Source organism: Fulvivirga ulvae, from assembly GCF_021389975.1.
GTDB lineage: Bacteria > Bacteroidota > Bacteroidia > Cytophagales > Cyclobacteriaceae > Fulvivirga > Fulvivirga ulvae.
Map to the genome: position 1 here is coordinate 5,564,934 of NZ_CP089981.1, position 24,063 is coordinate 5,588,996.

Annotated in this window: 20 protein-coding genes; 4 read left to right on the forward strand and 16 right to left on the reverse strand. The window is 41.8% G+C overall.

Annotated features, from left to right (window positions below):
• Window positions 1-120: 120 nt before the first annotated feature.
• Both LVD17_RS23420 and LVD17_RS23425 read right to left on the reverse strand, forming a co-directional pair.
• Window positions 121-1,677 (reverse strand): DUF6770 family protein, encoded by a 1,557-nt coding sequence (locus LVD17_RS23420; RefSeq protein ID WP_233761901.1) that lies wholly within the window; start codon window positions 1,675-1,677, stop codon window positions 121-123.
• Between the two features lie 44 nt (window positions 1,678-1,721).
• Complete coding sequence (locus tag LVD17_RS23425; RefSeq protein ID WP_233761903.1) at window positions 1,722-3,113, reverse strand: M48 family metallopeptidase; 1,392 nt, start codon at window positions 3,111-3,113, stop codon at window positions 1,722-1,724.
• Between the two features lie 239 nt (window positions 3,114-3,352).
• Here LVD17_RS23425 and LVD17_RS23430 point away from each other — a divergent pair, with 239 nt between their 5' ends.
• Window positions 3,353-5,278 carry a T9SS type A sorting domain-containing protein gene (locus LVD17_RS23430; protein WP_233761905.1) on the forward strand — a complete coding sequence of 642 codons (1,926 nt, stop codon included), beginning with the start codon at window positions 3,353-3,355 and terminating at the stop codon, window positions 5,276-5,278.
• A 90-nt stretch (window positions 5,279-5,368) separates the two neighbouring features.
• Here LVD17_RS23430 and LVD17_RS23435 read toward each other — a convergent pair whose 3' ends face one another.
• Window positions 5,369-6,061, reverse strand: a complete 693-nt coding sequence (locus tag LVD17_RS23435; RefSeq protein ID WP_233761907.1) for a transglutaminase-like domain-containing protein — start codon at window positions 6,059-6,061, stop codon at window positions 5,369-5,371.
• 121 nt (window positions 6,062-6,182) lie between these two features.
• On the opposite strand from LVD17_RS23435, the gene LVD17_RS23440 reads away from it, so the two are divergent.
• Window positions 6,183-6,803 (forward strand): TetR/AcrR family transcriptional regulator, encoded by a 621-nt coding sequence (locus LVD17_RS23440; protein ID WP_233761909.1) that lies wholly within the window; start codon window positions 6,183-6,185, stop codon window positions 6,801-6,803.
• A gap of 93 nt (window positions 6,804-6,896) precedes the next feature.
• Window positions 6,897-7,613 (forward strand): M15 family metallopeptidase, encoded by a 717-nt coding sequence (locus tag LVD17_RS23445; protein ID WP_233761911.1) that lies wholly within the window; start codon window positions 6,897-6,899, stop codon window positions 7,611-7,613.
• Window positions 7,614-7,997: 384 nt separating this feature from the next.
• Here LVD17_RS23445 and LVD17_RS23450 read toward each other — a convergent pair whose 3' ends face one another.
• The 5 genes from LVD17_RS23450 to LVD17_RS23470 all read right to left on the reverse strand — a co-directional run bounded on the left by LVD17_RS23450 (window position 7,998) and on the right by LVD17_RS23470 (window position 11,606).
• Window positions 7,998-8,495, reverse strand: coding sequence for a VOC family protein (locus tag LVD17_RS23450; protein WP_233761913.1), 498 nt, complete (start codon window positions 8,493-8,495; stop codon window positions 7,998-8,000).
• Window positions 8,496-8,579: 84 nt separating this feature from the next.
• Window positions 8,580-9,392: an AraC family transcriptional regulator gene (locus LVD17_RS23455; RefSeq protein WP_233761915.1), complete on the reverse strand. Its 813-nt coding sequence runs from the start codon at window positions 9,390-9,392 to the stop codon at window positions 8,580-8,582.
• Window positions 9,393-9,461: 69 nt separating this feature from the next.
• A complete protein-coding gene (locus LVD17_RS23460; protein WP_233761917.1) occupies window positions 9,462-10,412 on the reverse strand; it encodes an SMI1/KNR4 family protein in 951 nt (316 codons plus the stop codon).
• 19 nt (window positions 10,413-10,431) lie between these two features.
• Window positions 10,432-10,572, reverse strand: coding sequence for a hypothetical protein (locus LVD17_RS23465; RefSeq protein WP_233761918.1), 141 nt, complete (start codon window positions 10,570-10,572; stop codon window positions 10,432-10,434).
• Window positions 10,573-10,949: 377 nt separating this feature from the next.
• Window positions 10,950-11,606 carry a hypothetical protein gene (locus tag LVD17_RS23470; protein WP_233761920.1) on the reverse strand — a complete coding sequence of 219 codons (657 nt, stop codon included), beginning with the start codon at window positions 11,604-11,606 and terminating at the stop codon, window positions 10,950-10,952.
• A gap of 305 nt (window positions 11,607-11,911) precedes the next feature.
• On the opposite strand from LVD17_RS23470, the gene LVD17_RS23475 reads away from it, so the two are divergent.
• Window positions 11,912-13,552 carry an ABC-F family ATP-binding cassette domain-containing protein gene (locus LVD17_RS23475; protein WP_233761922.1) on the forward strand — a complete coding sequence of 547 codons (1,641 nt, stop codon included), beginning with the start codon at window positions 11,912-11,914 and terminating at the stop codon, window positions 13,550-13,552.
• Window positions 13,553-13,833: 281 nt separating this feature from the next.
• On the opposite strand, the gene LVD17_RS23480 is transcribed toward LVD17_RS23475, so the two are convergent.
• The 8 genes from LVD17_RS23480 to LVD17_RS23515 form a co-directional block, all read right to left on the reverse strand.
• Window positions 13,834-14,523 carry a response regulator transcription factor gene (locus LVD17_RS23480; protein WP_233761924.1) on the reverse strand — a complete coding sequence of 230 codons (690 nt, stop codon included), beginning with the start codon at window positions 14,521-14,523 and terminating at the stop codon, window positions 13,834-13,836.
• Between the two features lie 191 nt (window positions 14,524-14,714).
• Window positions 14,715-17,144, reverse strand: coding sequence for a hypothetical protein (locus tag LVD17_RS23485; RefSeq protein WP_233761926.1), 2,430 nt, complete (start codon window positions 17,142-17,144; stop codon window positions 14,715-14,717).
• An 84-nt stretch (window positions 17,145-17,228) separates the two neighbouring features.
• The gene (locus LVD17_RS23490) at window positions 17,229-17,993 is read right to left on the reverse strand and encodes a hypothetical protein (RefSeq protein ID WP_233761928.1); all 765 of its coding nucleotides are present in this window, start codon (window positions 17,991-17,993) and stop codon (window positions 17,229-17,231) included.
• A gap of 12 nt (window positions 17,994-18,005) precedes the next feature.
• On the reverse strand, window positions 18,006-19,526 hold the full coding sequence (locus LVD17_RS23495) for a C40 family peptidase (RefSeq protein ID WP_233761930.1): 1,521 nt from the start codon (window positions 19,524-19,526) through the stop codon (window positions 18,006-18,008).
• A gap of 4 nt (window positions 19,527-19,530) precedes the next feature.
• Window positions 19,531-20,271, reverse strand: coding sequence for a hypothetical protein (locus LVD17_RS23500; protein ID WP_233761932.1), 741 nt, complete (start codon window positions 20,269-20,271; stop codon window positions 19,531-19,533).
• Entirely contained in the window at window positions 20,271-20,582 is a 312-nt protein-coding gene (locus LVD17_RS23505) for a hypothetical protein (protein ID WP_233761934.1), read from the reverse strand. The genes LVD17_RS23500 and LVD17_RS23505 overlap by 1 nt, the downstream gene beginning before the upstream one ends.
• A 141-nt stretch (window positions 20,583-20,723) precedes the next feature.
• Entirely contained in the window at window positions 20,724-23,003 is a 2,280-nt protein-coding gene (locus tag LVD17_RS23510) for a hypothetical protein (protein WP_233761936.1), read from the reverse strand.
• Between the two features lie 19 nt (window positions 23,004-23,022).
• Complete coding sequence (locus LVD17_RS23515; RefSeq protein WP_233761938.1) at window positions 23,023-24,054, reverse strand: hypothetical protein; 1,032 nt, start codon at window positions 24,052-24,054, stop codon at window positions 23,023-23,025.
• Window positions 24,055-24,063: the final 9 nt, after the last annotated feature.

Below are 24,063 nucleotides of genomic sequence, written 5' to 3' on the forward strand. Positions count from 1 at the left end.
TTTGGAGCAGGATAAGGGCTTACTGAGATTGGCAGGGTCAACCATTCTACCCCTTCCAAAAATAAAGAGGCCTCAAAACAATTATGCTTTGAGGCCTGCCCCTTAGGTCATTATTAAACGCTAGTAGTTGATTTTTTCCTGACGAACCTCTAAAGATTTTTCCTTTCTGTCATAAGCAAAGAGTACCACATATCCTGGCTTACCGGGCATTACCCTCACCCAATCCCTGCCTTTAGGTCTTCCCAGAGCTATTTTATCACTTGAGAATTTGCCGTTGTAATAAGTAATAGCTCCAAAAACAAATTCATTCTTTGCTCCTTGCTTCTTCTCGTAATCTACATACCCAATGGATGAAGTACCTTTTTCCGTACTCTTGCTGGTAAATGAGTAATCAAAGCCGCCATAGGCCTTCACTAAATTGCTAAGCATATGGATGTTGTTAAAACCAGCGCCATAAGGCAGAGTAAAATCGCTTTTTGTCTTCTCCACGAACTCCACGGTGTTGATACCAAAGTCTTTATTAAAGTGGAATATGATCATATCATTGATAACCATTTTCACTGTACTGGCTGCGCCACCCATCGCCCGCATGGCTATGCCTGCTGCATCAGCAGCCTTTTTGTATTGCTCACCCACTGCAATGATTGATCCGTCAGGGTTTTGAATAATATCGTGGAAGAAAATAAACCCGTTTTTTTTGTCATTGCTTACCCGGCCGTCATTATCCACTGTTACAAACTTTCTGAAATCCTGTGCCCAGCTCAGGTATTTTTCACTTACAATATTGCCCTGGCGATCTATTCTGTAGTTGAAAAGACCAAGGCCATTGTCTTTGATAGTTTTTACATCCGGCTCATAATATATACCAATGATGTTTACCAGCCCTGATTCTTTATTGTAATACGCATTTAAAGGTTGTGCGCTATATTTTTCAGATTTAAAGTCAGTTTCGAACGCCTTAACTCCAGTCTCTATGTCATAAGCATTAACTGCAAATTCAACTTTAGTGCTCATGCGCCCCGGACGCTTTGCTACAAGATTAAAGATCAGGTCCTCTGAATTACAGAGATAAGCAGCACTCTCATAAGTCTTGGTATTGGTAGAGACCTTGTTCCAGTTCTTACCGCCTTTTTCTGAAGATATAAAATTGATGGCATACCCTTTACCAGAGTTGATCATGGCATAATCAGCAAAACCTTTACCGGTAATATCTGCAAGGAAATTGGCCTCCTGGTTGGTACTAATCACATTGTTGTAGTAGGCCAGCTCTATCTTGTCAGCTTCTCTTTCCGTTTTACTGATCAACTCTGCATTCTTATCATAACTCATGAAAATCAGTCGCTTACCTTTAAAATCAATGAATTTAAGCATAATAGCCTCGCCATTGTAAACACTCTCCAGCAGGGTCACATATTTGCTTTCCTCAATGGTTGTGGTTTTGAAATCATCAAGGTTTTCGTCAAGAATCCTCAGCAAGTAAATGTTTTTGCCTTTGGCTCCTTTATCCACATTATAAAACATGAAGTAACCCCTGACTTCATTGTTTTCTACTATAGTACCGGAGCTTCTCAATCTGATGCTCAGGATATCGTCAAACTTTCTGCCCTGGGCATTTACATCAAAATTAACTGCTGCCGCTGCCATCAGCATGCAGAAAAAAAATACTAATTTTCTCATTATAAGTTGTTAAAATATAGATTGTAATAAAAAATTCATTGGTGTTAATTCGCCGACAATTTGGTCGCATGTGGAAACTTATCAGTGTAAGCTGCCTCTACTTTGTCACATACATCTTCGATTTCCATTTCATGACTGATTTTCCAGAGCATCTGATAATGGACTTTATCCTCCTTGTCAAAAAAACTATCTCTGTTGATATAATTGAAAGCAATGTACCCTATCTCTGAGAGCCGAAGATTGTTTAAAAATGTGTACACCTCTTCCATCAGATAGGGCTGATATTTAGATACAGAGACATAGCGGCTAAAAGTATGTTCTTTTCTGGCTGTATAAAGATTTAGGAAAAGCTGCGCCAGGAGAGACTTTAGAAACTTATTGTCAGGATACTTTTCTAGCATCTGCAAGGTATAAAACATGGCCCGTCCATAATCTTCGAGCATAAAAGCGCTGTATGGTATCTCCATGTCAACCCGCTGTTGCAAGCTTTCAGCCAGTTTGTACGACGTAGTCCTGGCTTCACCCTTGAACAATGAATCCAGGTATTGTATCCTTAAAGCTATATCCGGATGCGACTGAACAGAATCGGGGTTAAATATAAAGCTGTCGCCACTGCTTTTACCAAATGCACTCTTAGGTTTGGAAAGCCAAGAGTCGTTGAACGGGAATTGCGTGAAGTTGAAAAATTTCCTGATATCAGGTTTGTTACGATACTCAGGATAAGCCGATGAATCGAGGATAGAGAGTACGCCATCATAAATCTTCCAGTTATACTTGGTGTTTCTGAGCAGTTCAACGGCAAGCGAGTCTGCCTGCTTTTCATATTGCCTGGAGTACCTGTAACCTTCATAGGTGAGGTTCCTCAACACTTCCAGCTTACCCGACTCTTCCACGGCTGTTTTTAAATTTTTATCATTCAACCGTTCCATTGAAGCCCTGATCCTCAGGTTAGCATGGTCCAGGAGCTGGTGAGCCATTTCGTGGGCCATTACAAAAGCCAGCTCATCCCGGGAAGATACCCTGCCTAAGAGGCCCAGGTTAATTATCATAGTACCCTCACCCCAGCACTGAGCGTTAACTGCCGGCGACCTTGATACCAGTAACCTTACCGGATAACCCTCATGTGGATTAGTTATTTTTATTTCTTTATAAATATCCCGAATAATAGCGTTCAATTCTTTATCATTCAGAAAACGGCCGGATTTAATCAGTGATATCAATGATTCAGCCCGGCTGTCGTAGATATCCTTCATCTCAGACCGTACCTGCCTGGGAGCATTCTTTTTCAGTGTTGCAATATCCGCCTCAATAGCACTGATCAATACATACTGTTCTCCGGAAAGGGAATCCATCGGGATATAGCTTTCTTCAAACTGGGCCAGTGCTGAGGTAAATACAAATAGAACAAGAAAAGCTAAAAAAAAGGAGTGCTTCATTTTTTACCGAGAAAAACCAACGTGTCACAAAAGTATTATCAAATACACATTTTTCAACATTAAAATATCATTTTTTAATACAGGATGAGCCTGAGATTTTAACAATATATTACAAATGCCAGTTTTGCCCGCTCTGTGCACTAAATCCTCATTGATTAAGGATGGAAAATTTGTAAATTAAGATTAATGGTATGCATGCATACCAGGCAAAATAAAGCCCTACCTAAACCCTAACCCTTATGAAAATCCAATTCAATTTACTATTCCTTGCATTCTTATTTTTGTTTCAGCATCTGCATGCACAGTTTGACTATCCCGACATTGAAGATTATGGTACCGCTCGTGAGATAAACCTGGGCCATCCGGATGCTGATGAAGGTGTGCAGCTTATTCCTGTAGGCATCGACTTATGGGAAGGTGATGATGTCAATACCATCTATTATGGAAAGATACCACCCAATGCACTGAACAAGCCCGTTATGGTCTTTGTCCATGGTTACGCTACCAACGCCGGCGTGTGGTTTAAAGGTAATGACAACATGTACCAGGATGTATATCAGGATGGTTATCGTTCTGCTTTTGTATCATTAACACCTAACCGACACATGTGGACCAACGGAAACATGTTTGCCAATATGCTGGATCAGATCATTTCACACTATGGAAGTGACAACATTGTATTGGTTGGCTGGAGTAAAGGTGCTGTAGATATTGATGCTGCCCTGGTACATTCGGATGCCAATACCAAGGTTTCTCAGGTATTTACATTAAGTGCCCCACATTTTGGAACCGGTATTGCCGAGCTGGCCAACAGCGTTTTGCTAACGCTGGTTAATATTATTTTCATGCAAAACAATGACGCTACTGTTTGTCTGAAGCGCGGTTATATGAACTACTTCCGTTCACTTACGGATGAACACGTAAACAATACTGTTCACTATACTACTTTGGGCGCATGGGGCAACGGTCCACTCAACAGGCTCATCATTCCTCAAGGCTATCTTTACCTTGCCGGTGGCAGCAAAGCCTCTGGTGGAAATGATGGTGTAGTACCTTACTCTGGCAGCCGAAGACCCGGTGGTACTGAACTTTTTGGCGGACAAAGAAAGGAGTATCTTCTGGGATTTATCCCCTACTACACCGGCCCGGATGAAACCAATCTGGACCATTATGAAATAACCAGGGGGAGCAAAGCATGGCCTCATATAAAGGCTAACCTCAACGAGGCAGGCCAAACCTACGCCACTCCTGATAAATACAATCCAAATGCTATTATTTCCAGTAATATGCAGGTTGTTACCGGTGGTGCCGGTAAAACCCCCTTTGCCATCGAAGATAATGCAGAAAAGGCTACTGTTTTAATACTAGGCAAGGGTATGAAGCATACGGTCAAAAGCGCAACCGGTGATATTATCCGATCAAAACAGCTTGTATCGGAGCGCCTGGCGGACAATACATGGCAGACGGTTTATGAGGTTGAACCTGCCGGGCAATATGATTACCGGATCGAATCAGATCAAGCATTTATTGCCTTGATCGGTACTGAAGGCGGTGTTGAAGCCCATTTGACTACAGGCCTCTCCGACAGTAAGTTGGTTTATCAAAGTGGTGAGACCATTCGACTGGGGCTGACGCTCTTTCAGAAAAACAAGAAGTATGATGGAGAAGCAACAGTTACTGGCACCATGCTCCGTACAACAGATCTTCAATTGAAACAAACTGAAGATAATCCCATAATAGTATCTTTTAAAAAGCATAAAGGACAGTTTATCGCTGAAGTAAGCGATAAACTGTCAGCAGGTATCTATGATATTGTGGTGAATGTCAACGGAGGTTCATTTGCAAAAACTGTTTTAACAAGCATTGCCATTACAGGTGATGAAGGCACAGCGCTGAACAGTGTCTCTGAATCACTATCAATAGACAATATTTACCCTAACCCAGGCAAAGGCAGTATTAATTTGGTAGTAACGGTAAGAGATGAGAATACAATGCTGTCGGTGTATAATATGTTTGGCCAAAAGGTGAAAGACTTTGATATAGGCGGCGTGAAAGGAAAAATTGCATTGCAATGGAACTTAACTGACGACATACAGCCCGGGTTGTATATTCTCCAACTGGCACATGAAAATAACAAAGTCACTAAAAAGTTAGTGATAGAGTAACTTTCGTTCGAATTGCAAAACCGGCTTTATTGTATTAATGAGCCGGTTTTTATATCTCCATTTAAAACTTAGTTATTATCTGTTCGCTGATCAGGATAGATACAAAGATTTGATTAGCTCCCCGGCGGTATTAAGATTTATCGAACGCTGATCAATAATGACTTTTGCCAGATGAGGATAATGCTTTACGAGCTCATCAATCAGCATTTCATAGGGAATATCACTGAAGCTGCCGTAATCATGGACATACTCCATAAACTTGCCCCCAGATTTGCTAAATTGTTGGAATACGGCATGCTCCTGACCATCAAATTCCAGGGGTTCTACATTTAGCTTGTCGCAAAGACTCTTATTGAATACAGGCGTCACTTTAACCCAACCACCATTTAGCCACACTTCCGCATAGCCATGAAATACCAGCAGGTTTGTTTTGAGTACCTCTTCAAGCTTGGCAGTACCAATATGGTTTTTCACATTGGCAAAACCCATTCTTGACGGTACACCTAATACTCGTGCTCCTGCGGCAAACAGGCAGCTCTTCTCTATACAATAGCCATAATCACGGCCAACTATATGACTCGCTTTTATGGCTTCCGTAGTGAAATCGAGCTGGTAAGGATCATACCTGAAGCCATCCCTCACAGCATGATAGAGGGCTTTTATTTTATCATTAATAGTATCATAGTCTGTAGTATTTTCCCTGGCAAAGCGAATTACATCGGGATGGTTGGAATTGATATAAACTCCGGGTTTAAGATATTCTTCCTGTATCTTTTCTGTCATTGTCATTCAAATTAGGCATTTTCACCTAAACAAAGATAGTCATCGGGACCAACAATTAGGCATAAATGCCTAATTTTTTTATTCGCATTATTTTTATAGTATTGTCTATAAATAGCTGGATATGGGGACCAAGGAAAGAATACTTGAAAAGGCACTTCAATTATTTAATGAAAGAGGTATCACCGCCGTTTCGAGTAAGCATATCAGTGATGAGCTAGGTATAAGCTATGGTAATCTTTGTTATCATTTTCCCCGCAAGGATGACATCATTCTTCAGCTTTACTTTAACATGCAGCAGCGGGTCGACGAGCAGTTTAAGAACATTGAGAAGGAGGTTTTAAATTTTGAATTTATGCTCACCCGGCTTAAGGTTTTATTTGAAGAAATCTACCGTTATAAGTTTATATACCTGGGCATTACCAAAGTTGTAAGGCATTTTGATCACATCAAGAAGCACTCTCAGCAACAAATGCAAATGAGACGAGAATTGCTGCATAATGTAGGCGATTTTCTTGTAGAACAAGGATATATGAAGCCTTTTAAAGCACAAAAGCACAAGGATATGCTGGTTAATGCTTTGCTTATGATCACTAACTCCTGGGTATCTGATGCCGAAACTTTCTATACCGGTAAGGAAGAGGACAAAGTAGATTATTATATGCAGCTATACTTCAACCTTATCCACCCCTTCCTTACCGAAAAAGGCAGAGAGGGTTTTCAAAAGGTTTACAGGCCTGCTTAATCAGGTATCAGAATGTTGCCCAGCCGCTTATAGCATGGATCGAAGCTCCCTAATCATTCGCAGTAAATTCACACACTTCAAATTGACTTTAAAATGATCAGATACTCTTCAGTGATATTAACGCTACTGATATTGGCTTGCTCTCCCAATAAAAAGGATACCGCAGAGAGAATTCCCGATCCGCCCAAGGAAGAGGCAGTGATTGCAGAGCAAGATGCTCTTAAAACTGAGGAGGTAGTAGAAAAAACAATGCTGTATGATTCCAGCTTTGTAAACCTGCAAAAATATGCTGATGGATTTTCATATGAAATGAAGTATGCTACGGCAGATAATTTTCTAAAAGAGAAGGTCTACCCATGTGCCGAGTGCCTGGTAAGGAAGGAAGTAGCCGAAGCATTGGTCAGTGCCAATAACGAATTACTAGGCAAGGGTTTCAGAATAAAATTCTTTGATTGTTACCGCCCGTTGGATGTTCAGAAAGCCATGTGGGAAATATTTCCGAATGCAAAGTACGTCGCCAACCCAAATACTTCGGCATCGATACACAATAGAGGAGCTGCCGTAGATATCACCCTGGAAGACCTAAAAGGCAACCAGCTTGATATGGGCACTGCTTTCGATTTCTTCGGTCAGGAGGCTCATCACGCTTATACCAACCTCCCCGATACCGTGCTGGCCAACCGACAACTCTTAAAGTCAACGATGGAAAACAATGGTTTCAGGGCCATTACTACAGAATGGTGGCACTATAGCTTCAAAAGTAAGTTCAGCTATGAGCCTTCAAATTTCAAATTTGAATGTGGGGAATGATGGAGATAAGCATGGAGAACATGAACCAGCCTAACACCGCGAGGTGAGGCACCGTACAGCTTCTCTCACCCTCTTTCCCCAGTCTGTCCCCTGACAGACTTTTGCTACACGTCTTTTTATTGCTTGTAGTCTTAAACTTAGGCGGTATTAGAGGCTGTCGGGAGACAGCCAACGGGGAAGTAAAGCCGCTGTTAGTTTTGTTTGCTACCATTCCTCCCTCTAGTCTGTCCCCTGACAGACTTTTACTGCACGTCTTTTTTATTGCTTGTAGTCTTAACTTAGCCGGTATAGGGGCTGTCGGGGGACAGCCAATGGGGAAGTAAAGCTGTTAGTTTTGTTTGTTACCCGTTCTAATTCAACTTCCCCCGAGGGTAACCGCTTTGCTTAATTTATAGAATGCAAGCCCATTTTATTCCCCTCCGAATCATGAAATAAGGCAAAATATCCGCTATCATCAGCATGTGGTGTTTTAGGTACGATTACCTTACCTCCGTTCTCTTCTACCTTATCCAGTATAGTTTGCAGGTTATTCCCACCATTGAGGTAAATGGTTACACCATCAGCCGAAGGTAGGTAGCCCTCCGCTTTGATGATAACTCCTGTAACTGCCTGGTCTTCGTATGGGAAGATTCCCATTTGCATTTCCGGCATATCCAGTTTCTCGATCTGAATACCTAAAATGGCTTGATAAAATGTAATAGCTCGTGAAATATCTGTTGCCGGAATTTCGAAAATTGAAATAAAACTGTTCATGGTATTTCTCTTTTGATTTTCTGTTAAACTCACCTTTAGGGTTTCGTTATCAGGCTTACTCTGACTGAAGCCTGTAGCAAAAGCAAAGGACAGCATGGCTGCAAGGGCAATGTGCTTTGTTCTTTTCATTCTCTTCTATTTTGGATTGATTAAACAAAAGTAAATTGCCGCTGACGGTGAAAATTGTAAAAATGCGACAGCAGATTCCTGAGGTTATTTATAGAAAAGCCGTGAGAGAAGCATGCTCTCATCGCCGAGCAGCTCTTTCGGGCTGGTTCCTGTGAATTCCCTGAAATCCTTAATAAAGTGCGATTGGTCATAGTATTCACTTTCGTATGCAACACTGGTAAGGTTTTGTTCCTTTTCATCCAGCAGCATTTTTAAAGCTGCCTGCAGCCGGATTACTTTGCCTAACTGCTTTGGGCTGATACCGATCTGTTTCAGAAATTTTCTTTCAAGTTGCCTTCGTTTAGATGGGTCGTTTTTAAGGATTGAGCTAATCGTGACTCTTCCTTGGGTCGAGAAAAGGGTATCAACAGTTGTTTTCACTATATTGTCGATGGTCGTCTGATCATTCAGTATTTCAAACAAAAAACCTTCAACAATTTCTATTCGCTGCCTGATGTCTGTTGCCTGTATTATTCTTTGTTCCAGAACTTGAGCCTTTTCCCCGAACAATGATTCAATTGGGGTTTCTTTATTGGCTAAGGCCTTAATGGGAGTAGTTACAAAGTTGGCAAAACCATAAGGGTAAAAACGAACTGCAAAAGTGTCGACATGCCCTGTGGGTTCTATGTAAAACGGCTCCATCGTTTGCCCAAGTACCATCGCCCGGGGTTGCAGGATGAACTCGTCCCCTACTGTATACCGTTTTATGTCATCGCCAAGTATAAATGCCATTTCAATACAACCATCAGGCACAATACGCTGCCTTTGCGCATCAGTATCAGCAGGCACTTCCAATGTCCAGTAACAGCTAATGAGAGACTCTAAGTCGGGATGAGGCTGAAAGGTTTGGTAATTCATGGGCTTACTATTTATTTGAGAGGCAAGTGATCTGATGGCTTGAAGTCATCCGATCTCTCTGACAGCTCTTTAATCATGCCTTTTTAGTTCGTTAATAACCTTCGCCTCATACTCCTTTTCAAATTTAAATCCTCCGAATAATTTTTTCTTTATCTCCTGATTCTCCATTCGAAGGTTAATCCAATCTTCCACAAAACCTGGGGCGTAGCCGTTAGTGGTTATTTCATTATTCCCAAATGCAATCATTTGTGGGTATTCTTTAAGATATTCTTCTTTGGATGAGACCTTTTTGTGCTTTGAGTAAAGATAAAACTGCACATCATATACTAAATGGGACAATTCATCCGCATGAAGTGCAAAATACCCCTTCTTTTCTGTCAGTTTTATCAACAGGTTCCTCAACTGCCTGTCCAGTCCCTCTTCATTCTGCAGTAACTCCTTCAACAGGTCCGAATAGCTCCCTGTTTTCAATTCCTCCAGTGTTTCTTTTAGATCCTCTACGGACGTATCATACACATCAGCATGGACTAACCCTTTAATAAAGGACTCAAAATTTTCAGCAAGAAAGGTAATTCGGTAATCTGATTCCTGATCAACATGGACTACTTCGGGTTCACCATCCCAGCCGTTTTTTCTATAGTCAAGCATGATCATGTCATGTCCGGCCGAAGGGCAATTACAAATACATATACCTATGTCAGGATAACCCCATTCATCAATCATAAACTGGCTACCCAGCCCACCACATAATGAGTAAGTTTTGTCTCTCCCAATCCCTAATATTCCTGTTATTGCCACGTGGTCATTTGCCCATGAAGTTGATTCTTTGGTTGGGAAACAGGTGTTTTTGGGGATGCCTCCATTTTGAAGTTTCATCATTTCGACATAAAAGGCAGGAAGCTTGTAGCCTAATTCCTTTTCAACAGAATCTATCAGTTCCTCTGACGGAAACTCACCAATATATTTATTCGTCGCGTAAGCACTATCTTCCCAGAAGTCATTGAAATTAAATTCTTGCATTGTTATTTTTTAGTTGTTATCAGCCATGGACATTATTGGTAGCATCAGGCAGTATATTCCACCTATTCCCCAATCTCGCATATACAATTATTGCCGGTACAATACCCGTTGCAAATTGTGCTGCAAAAACCACATCATACCGTGGGTCTACTTTCCACATAATTATCCATTCTACTACTAATAGTCCAAAAAAAATATAGAAAATTCTGAATCCAAAAATAAAATTGTAAACCAAATGAAGAGCTTTTACTCTAATTATTAATTCAAATAAAATTATTAATATGAGGCTATATATAGGGAGAAAAAAAATTATTAGAATGGGGAATATCCGAATAAAATCAAACTCCGCCGCCAATATAGGTATTAAGATTAAACCTGTCAGAGCCGATATAATTGCCAGCAATACCTTTTTAAAGAATATTTTCATGCTTTTACAATACTGCAAAATAACACTTGCATAAGTAAATAAATAAAACGTAAGATTCTGGCGAGCACATTATAAACCTTGAAGCCTTAACTTGATGTGACTATTACTCCTTAGAAATCGGCCTCCATACCATGCCCTCTACTACTCCAAAATTTGAGCCATTTTGCTGCCGAAAAAAGGATGTGAGCTTTGCTTTCCGGTGTATCTTCATCATTCTCTGGAGGTTTACGCTGGTTCTTGAGTGCTGAGCATTTATTTTCCTCTGCAAACCGATCGGCCACATCCATTAGTCTGTTTGCATAATCCTGTGTCTCGTCAGCCAATTTGGACTCATAGGCCATTTCCAATAGCTCAGACCCCAGTATGGTTTCACAATCACACAGAAACTGAGCCCTAAAAAAATGAGCTTCATCATGCATGGCAATATACATGGGCAGACCGTCACATTCAGGCACTAAATCTAAAACATAAAAGCCATGCATTTGCTGCATGAAATCATCAAACGTTATTGATTTATCCTGTAGGTTTTTGAATTGGGATTCAGCCCATGTAGTGGCTTCTTCATCTTTTCCTACTTGAGGAGCTTTGAGCGTTTCATACGCTGTTGATGATATGGATAAGAAACGTTCCAAAAGTTCGTCATGGCTACGTATCTTTTTGCTCTTCAATCTTTGCTTTTCTACTCCAGTTAGGAGCTTAAAAATTTGTCTATACTCTTCTTCATAGCCACTATAAGGTTTCTTTAAAGGTTTCCAGTCAAGCCCCATATATTCTGCGTGATTTAATGCTGATGTTTCATTTGTATGGGTTCAATCTAACATATCTTTAAGGAAGTTCATATATGAATTAAGTATCAGGTTTACAAATCTCCTTATTTTCACCTTCTGCCCTCCGTAGAGCCTTGGATTAGAATGTAAGGGTGTTCTTTTAATTAGTAGGTTTAGCGATCAGATGACTCGGAGTCATCTGATCGCTCCCTTGGCTACTATCCAAAATATTTTCCTCTATGACTCCAAAACCTACAATACATCTCAAATTTATAAATACCTTTGCGGCTTAATTTTTTTAATACATGATCTCTGTTGACGCTCTCACGGTCGAGTTTAGTGGCTCGGCGCTTTTCAGTAATATTTCTTTTAACATCAATGAAAATGACCGTATCGCCCTGATGGGTAAGAACGGGGCAGGAAAATCTACGCTGCTCAAGATCATTGCGGGGGTGAACGCACCTACAAGGGGCAAGATATCTGCGCCCAAGGATGCGGTAATTGCTTATCTGCCCCAACACCTTCTTACTGAAGATAATTGTTCAGTTTTTGAAGAAGCATCAAAGGCTTTTTCAAAAGTATTGGGGATGAAAGACCGTATTGAAGCCCTTAATAAAGAGCTTGAGACGCGCACAGATTATGAATCTGAAGAGTACTTCAAAATAATAGAAGAGGTATCTGAGCTTAGTGAAAAGTATTACTCCATAGAAGAGGTCAACTTTGACGCTGAAGTTGAGAAAACTTTATTAGGGCTTGGCTTCCTGAGAAGCGATTTTACCAGACCTACCAAGGAGTTTAGCGGTGGCTGGCGTATGCGCATAGAGCTGGCTAAAATCCTGCTGCAAAAGCCTGACCTGATCTTGCTCGATGAGCCTACTAACCATATGGACATAGAGTCTATCCAGTGGCTGGAGGACTTCCTGGTCAATAATGCCAAAGCGGTAATTGTAATCTCACACGACAAAACTTTTGTTGACAATATCACCAACCGCACTATTGAAGTTACCATGGGCCGTATCTATGACTACAAGGTCAATTATACGCAGTACCTTCAGCTGCGTAAAGAGCGTCGTGAACAGCAGCAAAAAGCGTATGATGAACAACAAAAGCAGATTGCTGAAATCCAGACCTTTATAGAAAGGTTTAAAGGCACTTACTCCAAGACATTGCAGGTTCAGTCGAGGGTTAAGATGCTAGAAAAAATGGAGCTCATTGAGGTGGATGAAGTAGATACATCTCACCTGAATCTGAAATTCCCACCTGCTCCGCGTTCTGGCAACTACCCGGTAATTGCGGAGGATGTCTGCAAATCGTATGGCGACCATGTGGTGTTTAAAGATGCTTCCATGACTATTGAAAGAGGCCAGAAAGTAGCTTTTGTGGGGAAAAATGGTGAGGGTAAGTCGACCATGATCAAGGCCATTATGGGTGAGATTGATTATGAGGGCAAACTTCAGGCTGGTCATAACTGTATGATCGGCTACTTTGCTCAAAATCAGGCGTCATTGCTGGACGAGGACCTTACGGTATTCCAGACAATCGATAATATAGCACAAGGTGACATCAGAACTAAGATCAAGGATCTTTTAGGGGCCTTTATGTTTAGCGGTGATGCTATCGACAAGAAAGTAAAGGTCTTATCTGGTGGTGAAAAAACCCGCCTTGCCATGATCAAACTTCTTTTGCAACCGGTTAACTTATTGATTCTTGATGAGCCTACTAACCACCTGGATATAAGGACAAAAGACATTCTTAAAGAAGCGCTTCAAAGCTTTGATGGCACTTTGATCCTGGTATCGCACGACAGGGATTTTCTGGATGGACTGGCTACCAAAGTTTTTGAGTTTGGCAACAAACGTATCCGTGAGCATTTTGAGGATATTAATGGGTTCCTGAGAAACAAGAAGCTGGAAAATCTTCGGGAGATAGAGAGGAAAACAGCTTAGTTGGAAAGGTTCTCCGTTCCGAGGTTACTTTATGCATACATCTTTCTGATTAGGTAATTTGTTTATGACAGTAATAAACAGAGTTAAACTGCAGCTTTAACTTTGGAAGTTTGGTAAAACTTGCCGTTCTGCAACACTAGTGAGGAGAAACAGCCCTAATTCGAGGTTACCACCTTTTTGTACATCATGTCACCCGGCAATGGTCTCCATAGCTGTCTCGTCAAGCTTCAGAGCCGAAAAAAGTATCTCTCAGGAAATAGGGCTTACCCTACATCCCACCCCTAATCCTGAAGATCAAAAACCTGGGCATACTTGATCAGTTCAACAAATGAGTTGGTATGCAGTTTTTTATTTATATTCTTTCGATGCTGCTCGACTGTCTTTCGGCTAATATTTAACTCTCTGGATATCTGAGGGTTATTCATGCCTTTAGACAGTAGGCTTATAATTTCTATTTCTCTGTTGGTCAATTGTTTGAATTTGCTGTAGTTATCCAGATAGAAAGCTTCCTCATCTGCCAACCTTCCTATTTTTTGCCTGAGATAATGTATATCTGATAACGGTTGCATCATTACAATCAATTCGCCCAAGGCCACTGATTTTTTAGCTGAGATAAGGCAAAGCTTGTACTCTGATTCGGAGGGAAACCAAACACGTAGTAAATCATGGAATACATCTTCAGTATCAGGCTTGGATAAATGAGGCTTTAGCTGATCCAAAAAATCTTTTAAAGCAGCATTTTTATTGGATCGTTCCAACCAGCTTTCATTGATATAAAGAAAGCTTTTGGACTGAATGTTTAACCATTCGAAGCCCGCAGGATTGAGATATTCCAGTGTCAGATCTGATTTAATGATACAAAAGATGCAAGGCAATACCTCACCAACTTCACAAACACCATGCCCCTCTTCCTGCAGCCAATGATCAATCACATGCAGATTAACACCCGGTAAAGCCAACTTACCTTGCATGGATACTTTTATATTTAGCTTAAAATATAAAAATATGCATATTAAAATAAAGATGTAAGACTATCTAAGGCCGCACATTACATTGTATTTTACACATATTTATAATAAACAAACAAATAAAAAAGCTGTTTCTATTCGAATTGCCGTTTAAAAATCGCAATAAAGCCAAATTTCTTACATGCGTACCTCCTTTATGGGATCTTTTGTAATACTTTTCTTTTTACTAACTCATCAAGCAAAGCCTGATAATTCTGTTGCAACAAGGTGTCTGCACCGGTCACGATCTTAGTGCCTTTAGGATTGGTATAATCATTAACCATTTTTTTAATAGTGGTTACAGAACTACTTGTTGGTCTCGGTGTAAAGTCCCATACTTTCTTGAAAAAAGTGGCGTGAGCACTTAAATCGTTTACGGCATCATATAAATTTTTAATAGATTGCTTAACAGCCTTCCTCATAATGTCAAGGTTAGCCATGTTCAGGGTGTCATCTCCCGTGAGGTTCCAACTATCTCCTTTCAGGTTCGTAACAGGTACACCTCCCGAATATTGATTTAATTCATCATGAAGTAACTTAGCGACCATGGTTTTACCAATGATGTCCGGTTCCTTCTCCATAATACCTATCAATAATTTACTAAACCGGCTTTCAGAGTCGATGTCAATATGAAAGCCATAATGAGTATCGACGGTTTCATGCTTACTAAAAGCAGCCTTCAAGGCTCCTTTGAAAGCCGCCTTGGCAATCCTGTTAAACATGTCTTCACCATCGGAATTTATAAGGCGACTTGTATTTAAAACTCGGGACTTAAAATATTCGGAGAGATCATCTTTATTAAATAAGTGTCCCGCGGCAAATGCATCAGTAAGAAAATGATCACCAAATGCATTTACGGACAATGCTCCATCAACTACCGAGCTGTTGTTGCCAGCTCTTACAATATCAATAGCCTGCTTATGGTATTTTTCCCACTCTGCCTTATGGTTTGACTTGGAACTTGAAAAGGATATATATGTACTGTTTGAAGGGGCAAAATGTGCAAAGTTATCTTCGGCCAGCTTAAGATAGCGCCCTCCGGTAGCAGACTGCCAGTCTGTATCGGTTGGGTTAGAACCAGAGGCCCGGCCATGTACCACCTTGCTCTCATAGAAACGCTTGCTTTTATCTATCAGGCTTTTCAATTTGCCTAGCTCAGCGGCTCCGGCAGCAATCATTTTTGCATGACTTTCATAAAAATCTCCCATTGCTATCAGTTCTCCGTAGGTAAATTTCACACCATTAACATCGATCTGATAAGTGGGCGTAACGCGGTCAGCATCGACCAGCCCTGAAAGTACATGTTCTCCTGTACCATATTTGGCTTCACTGTAAACCGTATCAGAAAAAGAGAGCGAATGTGCGGCAGCCAGAGAGGCTGTATCAATGGTAATGGAGCCATTGCCTTCTATTTTGGGTTTGCTATCAGCCAGCATTGGGTTGATTTTAGACTGCAGTGCGCTCATAATGCTCCCGCCCACGAAAGGTATGTAATCAGCTTTTGCTATAGTATCCGAGATAAGTTTGACCGAGTCATTGTAAGCAGTACTCACTGCATTGGTGAACGAGTCTCCTCTTAGCCAGTTGGTCCAGAACTTAGTCATCATAGGTTCCGGAATATAGTTGTTGCGGATGGCACCGGCTGTCGCTCTGGCACCTGCATAGAGCCAGTCATCGTTAAGACCTGAGCCTACACAATTCATCATATAAACCACCCTTATGGGCAAGGCTTTGCCGTAGCTGTCTCGTAATGCCCTGATATCGCTGGCACTGATGCTACCCCCTCCATAAGCACTAAAAGATGAACTGCTTCCGTGTGTGAGTGTGAAGATATCAATAATATAATCTTTATTAGCCAGGTCGTGCAGGGTGTGCTTCAGATTGGCATAGGTCGCCCTGGCATCTTCAAGAATGATCACGTCCCTGTATTTGCTGCCTTTGGCATCAGCAAATTTATTGAGCCACTTTTCAAACTCCTCTGAAACGAAGTCTATTACTTTTTCCAGGCCTTCCTGTACAGTTTTGCCGATGGTGCTGTCCCACTGAAAAGGCAGAGCTCCCGTGTTTTCTATAAACACTACTAAGGCTGTATTGACAGCAGACATTTGCCGGGTCATCATTTGGCTTGCAGGTTCCGGTTTGGCAGATAGCAGAGCTGTTTCAAATTCTGTTCTGTATTTAGACTGCACTGCAGACTTCACTGCCTTATAAAGTCCTTTATGGTTTATCTTTCTGAAAGCTCTTTGCACACCCTCCGATGATATCCAGCCGATATCAGCAACTCCATCGGTGGGCTCTGGCATGACATTTTCAGTTTTAGTTAATGTGGTAGCTGTCCATAAGCTTCTGGCCGCAATATCTCTCAGCTCATCCGAAAGACCCTTTTCCTGAGGTGACTTATCAAAGAAAAGGTCAAGCACTTCAATAATGAACACATCTGCCTCCACCATGATATCACTAACTTTGGAACCGTTTCCATTGCCAGCAATCAAGCCGTTTTTGGTACTTTTACCTTTGACGAAGGTCCTTTTGCTTTTATAGCCTTTTAGCTCTTTGTTTAATGATAGTAATCGGTTCCCTTTCATCGGTTTATATTTTTATTTTAGATCAAATAAATTTACACGTTGGTCAGTTGGTCTGATCATTTAAATCTTGCCTCCTTTGTATTATCAGGGATTTCCTATTTGCTCGAGCAGGTATTTTTTCTGATCCGGAGGCAATGCCGGTACGGTATAACTTCTGTCGCTTTTCTTTTTCACATAGTCTTCCGGCTTGCCACTAATAGCCCAATCAGCCAGGGAAACACTTTTAACTTCGTGCCTCACAAATTTCAAACCTCCGAAAGCATTAATTTCAAACTCTCCCTGAAATTCAAACTGGCCATTGCCCCATGGGTCAAATGTCCCGTCATAGGCAAATACTACGGGCCACTCCCTGGGATCCTTCATGTTATTGGGCGGGATTTTATCCAGTTTGGTAAAGCTAACATTCAGGGAAGACTTGCTGAAGGCTGTAGTATTGCTAAGGTTTCGTCTCACATAGGCACCTCCTATCTCCCCATAATCGTTACCTTCCCAGGTTACTTCTATCTGAGCATCGGCCGCACCAAATATTGGTTTATCGGCATTGATCCATAATATGGGATAGGTATATGCATGCTTGGGTCTGCTGTTCAACTTTTGCCTGGCCTGTGGGGTTAATAATCGTTGGGCTTTGTCTGAAGAAATAGTGAGGTTACCTGATTTTGTCATGGCTGGCTGTAGCAAGGAGGCCCCTGCCAGCCCCAGGTTTGCTGCTTCTACGGCTGTAAGCCCTGCAATACCAAAGAGACCTGCAGTTTTGGCCCTTGTATAGCGCGACGATGCTTTGGACACTTTCTTTCTTTTAACTGCAAATGCAGACAGTTCCTGCTGAAGTGATATGATACGGTTCATGTGATTTTGGTTTTAGTTTTTTACTAAATGACCGGCATATTGCCACTGGCCATTGTGATTGGTTTTAACCGGCACATCTGCTGATGAGCCTTCAATACTTTTGTCAAGAATATTTAATCCTGAAGCCTCAAGGCCCTTTATAAGGGCATATGGAATAAAGAATTTGTCGTTACCATCAGTATTTATATTGATTTTTCCCTTGAATTGCCTGCACTTGTCTTGTTTCTCTTTTGGTACACTTTCACATACTGACTTATGAATTTGTACGGGAGTGTAATTAACCTCAAGTACAGGTTCCTGAGCACCCTGAACGTCAGAACCGCTATTGAATTTGTCGGTTAGCGTCTGAATGTCATCTGCACCTGCATCCCTGTGCCGCAAAACCACAACACTTACCTCATTTAAAGCCTGATCCAGATTTACCTTCTGTATTTTATTCGCCTCATCAGCCATCACTATTTTGCTGTCTCCCAGGTATATTCCTGCATTACATATTTTCTCCGTCTCCGATGCTTCGGAAGTTATTAGTATCAGGTCTCCACGCTTTAGGTGCCGCTGCTCTATTTTCAATCCGCCATTCTCCGGAGTCAGGGCCTGTTCGGGACTATAATCAGGTGAAATGTTCTTTGGCACGGCGGTTGACTTTTGTTCCTCACCTATAACATTGGCCTCTTCTACAGGCTTTTTGGATGTTATAGTTTTTATTTCTTCATCCTCTATTTCATTCTCCATCTGATCGAACTTCTTTTCCATTGCTATGGAACCCAAGTCATAAGAATTGGCATAGCGCATGCTCTGGGCTATTTTTTCAAATATTTTATGCTCATTGGCTGAGGGTTCCAGGCTTTCTTCTTTTTTAGGTGGTTTGCCGGGATCTTGAGGCTGACGGGAACCTCCCTGTTTCAACAATTCTTTTGAAGGGGACTCGCTTTTATTTACTGTCTGTTTTTTCTCCGGATCAAATACTTTCTGACCTTGCAGAATAGCCTTAATATCATTAGCAAACTCATCATCGTCGACCTGATATGGTTCGTTATCCTCATTCTCAGTTTCCTGATATTTGTTTTCAGGCTTTTCGCCTTTGGGCTTTGCAGGTTCTCCCGGCTTTTCAGCCGCTATATCTGGGGCTGGCTTCTTCTCTGTTACAGCCCTTGTTTCTTCTTCAGAGCCTGCACCCACTTCCTGAACTTCTTCTTCCTCTTCTGATAACCGCACGACCTTATCAAGCATGGGATTCTTATCATTTACCTCTTCATAGCTGGCAGGGATAGTTTCACTTTCAAACGGTTCCACATAAAAAGCCTCTCCCTGCATATCATCTACAAAGCTAAGCTGAGCAGAAGGTTCGTTATGCCTGTATGCATCGTATATGGACTGGCCGTATACATCTATGTTATAAGACAGGCTAATAGCATTCCCTTCGTCATAATGTTTACCGGAAACCCTGTCGGTTTTATTTTTGAGCTCTCCTTTCTTAACATATTTTTTGCAGTCAAGAGCAAGCTGAAATAATCTACCTTTTGGTGCAGTCATGTCTTCAGTTATTTATTTCCAACCTAAAAATTGCGTATGGATCCAGGGTCATAACCAGTTCATTCTTACCACCCTTCATCACTTCAGGCCTGATCTCCATCATAATCTGCTTTTTATCCGAAGCAATGATGTTGGCAAGCTGGTCATTGACCACAGCTACAGGCTCAAACTTATCGTCTACATGGAGGTTGTCTCCCTCTACAAGCAACACCGGTTTATTGCCACTCATGCTCAGGCTCACCTTACCAACTGATGGTGGTAGTGAACCTCTTTTTGATTTTTGTAATACATCCGCAAGCGTTTTATAGCTTACTTTCTTGTTGGTTACCTTTTCCAGGTCTACGTTTTTCTTTTCCAGTTTTTCCAGGTCATCAACAGAGGTCACACCCATTTTTCTGAGTGTCTTTCTGGTTTCGTTATCAACCTCAATTTCATCAATGGATTTGGTATCCACCGTTATAGGCTCTTTGGAAGTTTGCCTGATCTGCTGGTCCGTAATGGAGCCGAGCTGAATAGAAAGTTTGGATGCACCACTCTGCCCCGGCTGCGCTGTAATGAACTGGACCTGCTCTCCGTTATATGATGGGAAAAGCTGCAGATCAAGGCCAACATCTTTCACTGTATAAGTCAATGGCCTGTTAATGGCCTTTACTGCCAGCGTTTCTCTGGCTTTGTCCAGCTCCACAACCAACGAGTCAATAAAAGACTCAAGGTTCCAAAGGGTATTGTTCTTAGCTGTTGCCATCAATCTTCAACTTTATTACGTTCAATATTGATCTTCATTTGATGAAATACAGGCATTACAGTTGTTTCCACATAGTACAACGGTGGTGAGCCACCTATTTGTACTGTCCCGTCAGGAGCCACCCTGATGTCGAGTTGCACCGGTATATCAAGCTCCACGTTCTCCATTTTCAGTGCAAACTCTGCCTCGGTGGAGGTCAGGTAACCATCTATATCGCTCATCTCATATACAAAATCACCCAATTCCAGCATAGCCTCGTCGACTTTCTGATCGTCATCCGGTTGGTTATCATATCCCTGATCCATTGTCATTGGGTTGTTTTTTGGTGTCAACCGGTAAAAGGCTGATTTTTTTATCAAATAATACTTTTTGACCCTCCATTTTTATCTCGGGACTGCTCATACCTTCTGCCAAAGGCTCTAAAGGAAATTTTGTTTGTTGTCTATCCATGATCATAACGATTGTGTACCTATAAAATGGACTGAGGAAAATTTCGGAAACTGTACCTCTTCTTCCTGAACTTCAATGACTAAACCCGTTGCATCTGCAGCTAATACCTTGCTAAGGGTGTAAGTCTGAAAGTTACCTTCCGGATATGCCCACAGCGCCGAGGTCTCCCCTTTCCTGCCTCTGAAATCAGCACTGAATCTTGCCGCCACGGCGGCCTGCTTAGCAAACTCCTGGCTCCTGAAGGCATTGAGCTTTTCCTGGTCAAGGGCCGGCAGATCATGTAGTTTTAAAAGCTCATTGTAGGCTTCCAGGCTTATCTCCATCCCGGATTTCAGCCTGGCTTTTATTTTTCTTCTATAATCGTCCTCTTCATTATCGGCTGTATCGCTCACTTTTTTCTTTTTTGTTGACAGCTTCCTGATGTTGGCATCCTCTTCATTAAGGTGGTAATAGTATTTACATTCAAAATCAATTTTCCATCTTTCATGGCTTGTGGGGCCACCTTCCCATATTTTGTGCCAGTAGTTTCGGTACTGGTTTACATCGTTCAGGGCAAAGTGGTTTGTAAACTCACTTCCGGCTCTCTGAAACAAGTAGCCATCTGTAAGTAGTATATAATGGTTCATAAAGGTACCTAGTGTCTTGTCACCTTTCTTCCAGTTAAATGTCAGTTCTACTTTCAGATCCTTGTTAACGGGAAGCACTTTGGCCTCATCGGGGCTAATATTGACAATGCTAAGTGGTACTGCCAGTGCAATATTTTTTTCTTTGTATTTTTTCTCCAGCAACACTTCCATAGTATCACCATCCTGAATTATGAGCTGAAATATTCCCTTGGGTATAGTGGCAGTCTTCCCGGCCTTTGCATTTATCTTAAGTTCTACGGGCAGGCTTATTTTGCTTCGTTTATCATAGACAACTTTCTCTTTCCCTGCTACCGACATTCCCCTGGCATTCAAAAATTTAATGGAAACAGCATTGCTAAAGGTCGAATCGATACTGACGGCAGATTTCACACTCATAGAGTTCACAATGTTGTCAAAGGCAGGATCATCTACTCCGGGGTTGATTTTTTCCAGATGGTTCAGCTCCTGTTGTGTATGTTTAAGACCGGCATCGGCAATGGCATTAAAAAGCTTCACAGGCTGCTCTCCTATAGCCTTGATCATATCAGGAGACAGGACTTTCTCCAATACCGGCATCAAAGCAGGAAGCGCGGCTAACAAGGCCGGTGCTATTTTTGCCTGGCTGTAACGGGGTCTTCTGTGTGTCATTCCCTGCACAATGCTGTCAAAGCCGGCATCATCCACCCCGGGGTTGATCTTCTCCAGATGGTCAAGCTCCATTTTCTGAAATTTCAGTGCACTATCCGACACTGCCTTAAAAAGCTTGACCGGATTATCTCCAATGGCCTTAATTGTTTCGGGCGACAGTACTTTCTCCAGGAGTGGGGCCAATTGCATAAGCATGGCAGGGTTAATGGCAAAGTCATGGCTGTATTTTTTCAGGCTTTGTGCGGTGGTATGACCATTGCCATTTCCATTGGTGCTACCATTGCTTACCTGCCCCTGAATGATTTGTAATATGGCCCTAATCGTTTCCGGTGATATATTTTGCAATACCTGCTTTGCTCCATCTGCTCCCGGCTTTACATCGGTGGGTATTATTTTAGTCAGCTCCGGTAGCAGCTGACCCGCAGTATCCGCTATTTTACCTATAGTTGGAGCTGCGGATTGCAAGCCAGGTAATAATTTGCCAAGCATAGGCAATGCATTGGTTAATAATCCCGGAATGGCCCCCAGCAGGGTGTTGAAGAAGAATGCCTCGCTAACTTTATTATCTTTCAGTTTAAACGGTGCATTTCTCACGCTTACCATTTGTTGATTATATGTCTGTTGCTGTCGTTGTATACTCATCATTTTTGGCAGTTTAAAATCGTCGTTCCAGTCTCTTACAGAAGGAACAACTGTGAGCACTTCTGATATAGCCGGAGATATTTTGCTTTTAGACTTATAGCTAAAGAGCTGCATAAACCGGCTATCATCCCGGAACTTACCGGACTCTACACTTATAAGAAACCGGGTCTGAAAGCCGGTATTCTCGCTTACGGAGGATTGAAGCAATGTAGATTGATACTGTATCTCATCCACAAATTCCAGTCCTCTGTATTTCCTTTTTGATTTTCCAATCTTAAATTCATACCAGATATTGGTGCCGGTATCAGCTTCAAAAATGTACTTATCAGGTTCCTGGCTTTTAAGTTGTAAAATCGCTAGTGCCATAAAGTACCTGCATTAAAGGCTATTGTTTGGCCGCGGCTGCGTCTTTCTCCTCCTGTGATGCCGGACCATACATTTGAGCAAAATTGTCAAGTTTGAAATAATCCGTTTTGAACTGGATTTTCACAAACCCTCTCAACTTGGCTTTCAGCTCATCTTCTGATGTACTTTTTGTGGTGGAAACACTGAACTGGGTTTGCCTTGTACTGGACGTATGCCCAGCACGCGGACCACCAAAAATTGAGCCTATCAAACCGCCACTAAAACCGGCCGATGTCCCTGAAGATTTACTCGTTTTTACACCGGCTTTATCTCCTTTATCTACTGTCCGTTTGCCTTTAAATTCAAAGTTGACCTCAGCTTCCACCTCACCTTTTTCGACCACCAACCGGGTCACTCCCATGAGTATAGTCTCGCGGAGTGCTGCACGGTGCTCCTGCGCCATTTTTATCTTGGCGTCCATGATCTTGGCCTTGACCTCATTGTCTTCCACATCCACTTTTTCTCCCTGAGGGTTGGTGAGTTCCATCTTTTGTCCACCTTCTCCATCTTCTTCCATAGTGATCCCAAACTCATCGCCATTGTTTTCAGCGAGATAGGCAAATGTGGTAGTATTATCGATTTGCTTAATAAATTTGGCCAGACCGGTCGTAGCTTCTTTCATCAACCGGATATAGTCGTCTGTCTGTGCTTTCATCACACTGATGTTGGCATCAAAAACAGACTTCAGCAGGTCTTTAACAAACTGCGGAAAATCTACGGAATCGACCAGGTCTTCAAAGGAATCTACACCTTCTTCAAAACCTTTTTCATGCCGTTGATCATTGAGCAGGTCTGATGATTTATCTACAAAATCACCTTTCTTTTTCATTTGTCCGGACAGGCGGCCGTTACCATTGCCCATCATCAGCGACATTTGTTCATTCATCACATCCTGATAGATCTGCTTTTGCTCATCGTATGGCATGTGTCTGAATGAAGCGGATTGTGCCAATATACTCCGCGCCTGCTCTTTTGCTGCTTCTTTTATATTATTAATACTAGTCTGCTGCATGTTATATGA